4 protein-coding genes are annotated in these 3,281 nt (G+C 65.1%); 3 read left to right on the plus strand and 1 reads right to left on the minus strand.

What is annotated here, in order from left to right; all coding sequences use genetic code 11:
• The coding region (locus tag ACXJL8_RS37315) for a DUF1013 domain-containing protein (protein WP_456686642.1) at positions 1-549 on the minus strand (549 nt) is incomplete at its 3' end.
• A gap of 243 nt (positions 550-792) precedes the next feature.
• Here ACXJL8_RS37315 and ispH point away from each other — a divergent pair.
• Genes ispH through rnhA form a run of 3 tightly spaced genes read left to right on the plus strand, consistent with a single transcriptional unit; the run spans position 793 to position 3,224 of the window.
• Positions 793-1,761, plus strand: a complete 969-nt coding sequence (gene ispH, locus ACXJL8_RS37320; protein ID WP_456623610.1) for a 4-hydroxy-3-methylbut-2-enyl diphosphate reductase — start codon at positions 793-795, stop codon at positions 1,759-1,761.
• Between the two features lie 6 nt (positions 1,762-1,767).
• Positions 1,768-2,763: a homoserine kinase gene (locus ACXJL8_RS37325; RefSeq protein WP_456686643.1), complete on the plus strand. Its 996-nt coding sequence runs from the start codon at positions 1,768-1,770 to the stop codon at positions 2,761-2,763.
• A complete protein-coding gene (gene rnhA, locus ACXJL8_RS37330; protein WP_456623608.1) occupies positions 2,760-3,224 on the plus strand; it encodes a ribonuclease HI in 465 nt (154 codons plus the stop codon). The genes ACXJL8_RS37325 and rnhA overlap by 4 nt, the downstream gene beginning before the upstream one ends.
• Positions 3,225-3,281: the final 57 nt, after the last annotated feature.

Here is a 3,281-nt window from a genome sequence, read left to right on the forward strand (position 1 = left end):
GCCATAGGCTGCGTCGATCGGCTTTTCCTTGGCCGCGCGCGCCACCTCGAAATCGAGCTCGATCTGCGAGCAGAGACCGAGGGTCACGGGATCGATCGGGGTCAGCGACGACGTGTTCCAGTGGGTGCGGTCGCGGACGCTGGCGATCGTGCTCTTGGTGGTGCCGACCAGGCGCATGATCTGGGCGTCCTTCAGCTCGGCATGGTTGCGCAGCAGCCAGAGGATGGCGCTCGGGCGCTCATGGCGGCGCGAGACCGGGGTGTAACGCGGGCCCTTGCGCTTGGGCTGGGGCGGCAGCACCACCTTGCTCTCCTGGAGGCGGAGCCGGAAATCCGGGTTCTTCTCGGCCTTCTCGATCTCCTCGCGGGTCAGCTGGCCGTTGGAAATGGGGTCCATGCCTTTAATGCCCTGGGCGGCGTCGCCGTCGGCGATCGCCCGGATCTCCAGGGGGTGCATCTTGGTGAAATCGGCGACCTGGTCGAAGGTCAGCGCGGTGTTGTCGAGCAGCCAGACGGCGGTCGCCTTGGGCATCAGAGGTGCGTTGCTCATGGCAAATCTCCTTTGTGCTTCGCCCACCCCTTTGGAGGCGAAGCCGGTGGTCATCAGCGATGACTGGGAATTCGCGCTATATAAGCCCGGAGGGGCTAGCCACGCAATGGTTCTGCTATAGATAGTGCCTTGACAGCGCCCGAAAGGGGGCCCAATTCCCTGTAAGCCCGTACCTAAGCCCTATTCCACCCATCGACCGCTTCCCGCCCATTTGGCGAGGTGATTCGGTCCCGAGATCGCTCAATGTCAGCCAAACCAGACCTCAAGATCGTGCTTTGTTCTCCCCGCGGCTTCTGCGCCGGGGTGGTCCGGGCGATCGACACCGTGGAACGGGCGCTCGATAAGTACGGCGCCCCCGTCTATGTTCGCCATGAGATTGTGCACAACAAATACGTCGTCGACGGRTTGAAAAAGAAGGGCGCCATCTTCGTCGAGGAGCTCGCCGAAATCCCGGAAAATACCTCCGCGCCGGTGGTGTTCTCGGCCCATGGCGTGCCCAAATCGGTTCCGGCCGACGCCCAGTCCCGCAATTTGTTCTCGCTGGACGCGACCTGCCCGCTGGTGACCAAGGTGCACCGCGAGGCCGCGATCCATTTCAAGCGCGGCCGCGAGATCTTCCTGATCGGCCATTCCCATCACCCCGAAGTGGTCGGCACGCTCGGCCAGCTCCCGGTCGGCGCCGTGACCCTGATCGAGACCGCCGAGGACGCCAAGACCATCACGCCGAAGGATCCGAACAACATCGCCTTCGTGACCCAGACCACGCTGTCGATCGACGACACCGCGGAGATCGTGGCGTTGTTGAAGGAGCGCTTCCCGAACATCAACGGTCCGCACAAGGAAGACATCTGCTACGCCACCACCAACCGCCAGCTCGCGGTGAAGAAGGTGGCGCCGGTGGTCGACGCGCTGATCGTGGTCGGTGCGCCGAATTCGTCGAACTCGCAGCGCCTGCGCGAGGTCGCCGAGCGCGAGGGCTGCCCGATCGCGGTGCTGGCGCAGCGCGCCGCCGACCTCGACTGGAAGCGGTTCGAGAACATCACCAGCCTCGGCATCACCGCGGGCGCCTCGGCACCGGAAGTGATCGTCGAGGAGATCATGGACGCTTTCGCCGAGCGCTTCACGCTGCATGTGGAGACGGTCTCGGCCGCGGAAGAGAACGAGTTCTTCCCGTTGCCGCGCCAGGTGCGCCCCGAAGCCGCCGCCGAGTAGACTTTTATGGCGGTCTACACCGACGTTGCCGCCGACGAGCTTGCGGATTTCCTGAAGCAATACGATCTCGGCGAGTTGCTCTCCTACAAGGGCATCGCCGAGGGCGTCGAGAATTCCAACTTCCTGCTGCACACCACCCAAGGAAACGGCCGAGCCTCGTTCATCCTCACGCTCTACGAGAAGCGCGTGGCGAAGAACGACCTGCCGTACTTCCTCGCGCTGATGACGCATCTCGCCGAGCACGGCATCAACTGCCCGCTGCCGGTGAAGGCGAAGGACGGCGAGGCGCTGCACGAGCTGTCGGGACGGCCGGCTGCGATCATCACCTTTCTCGAAGGTGTCTGGCCGCGCAAGCCGAACGCGAGCCATTGCGCCGGCGTCGGCGAGGCGCTGGCCAAGATGCATCTGGGCGGCGCCAACTTCGCGATCAGGCGCGCCAACGCGCTCTCGGTCTCCGGCTGGCGGCCGCTGTTCGATGCGGCGTCACACCGTGCCGACGAGGTGCAGCCGGGCCTGCGCGCGTTCCTCGAAGCCGAGCTCGATCATCTCGAGAGCGGCGTCTGGCCGAAGCATCTGCCCGAGGGCGTGATCCACGCCGACCTCTTCAACGACAACGTCTTCTTCCTCGGCGACCAGCTCTCGGGCATCATCGACTTCACCTTCGCCTRCAACGACATGCTGGCCTATGACATCGCGATCTGCCTCAACGCCTGGTGTTTCGAGGCGGATCACTCCTTCAACGTCACCAAGGCGCGCGCCTTCCTCAATGCCTATGGCCGCGTGCGCAAGCTGACCGAGGCCGAGGAGGCCGCGCTGCCCCTGCTGGCGCGCGGCGCGGCGATCCGCTTCCTGCTGACGCGGCTGGTCGACTGGCTCAACGTGCCGCCGGGCGCGCTGGTCAAGCCGAAGGATCCGCTGGAATATTTTCGCAAGCTGCGCTTCCACCAGAGCGTCTCCAGCGTGCGCGACTACGGGCTGCTGCCGTCAGGACTGGTCGCGTGAGCGAGCGTCCCAATGTCACGATCTATACCGACGGCGCCTGCTCGGGAAATCCCGGGCCCGGCGGCTGGGGCGCGATCCTGAAGTTCGGCGACAAGGAGAAGGAGCTGAACGGCGGCGAGCGTCACACCACCAACAACCAGATGGAGTTGATGGCGGCGATCTCCGCGCTCGAAGCGCTGAAGAAGCCGTGCACCGTCGATCTCTACACCGACAGCCAGTATGTGCGGCAGGGCATCACCGGCTGGATCCACGGCTGGAAGCGCAACGGCTGGCGCACCGCCGACAAGAAGCCGGTGAAGAATGTCGAGCTATGGCAGCGCCTCGATGCTGCGCTGAAGGCGCACGAGGTGCGCTGGCACTGGGTCAAGGGCCACGCCGGCCACCCCGAGAACGAACGCGCCGATCAGCTCGCGCGCGACGGCATCGTGAAGGCAAGATTGCAGCAGCGGGTGGCGGAGTAGCGGGCGCATCGCGCCCACTCTCCGCCGTCATCCCGGCGAAGGCCGGGATCCATAACC

This window comes from Bradyrhizobium sp. P5_C11_2 (genome assembly GCF_054049755.1).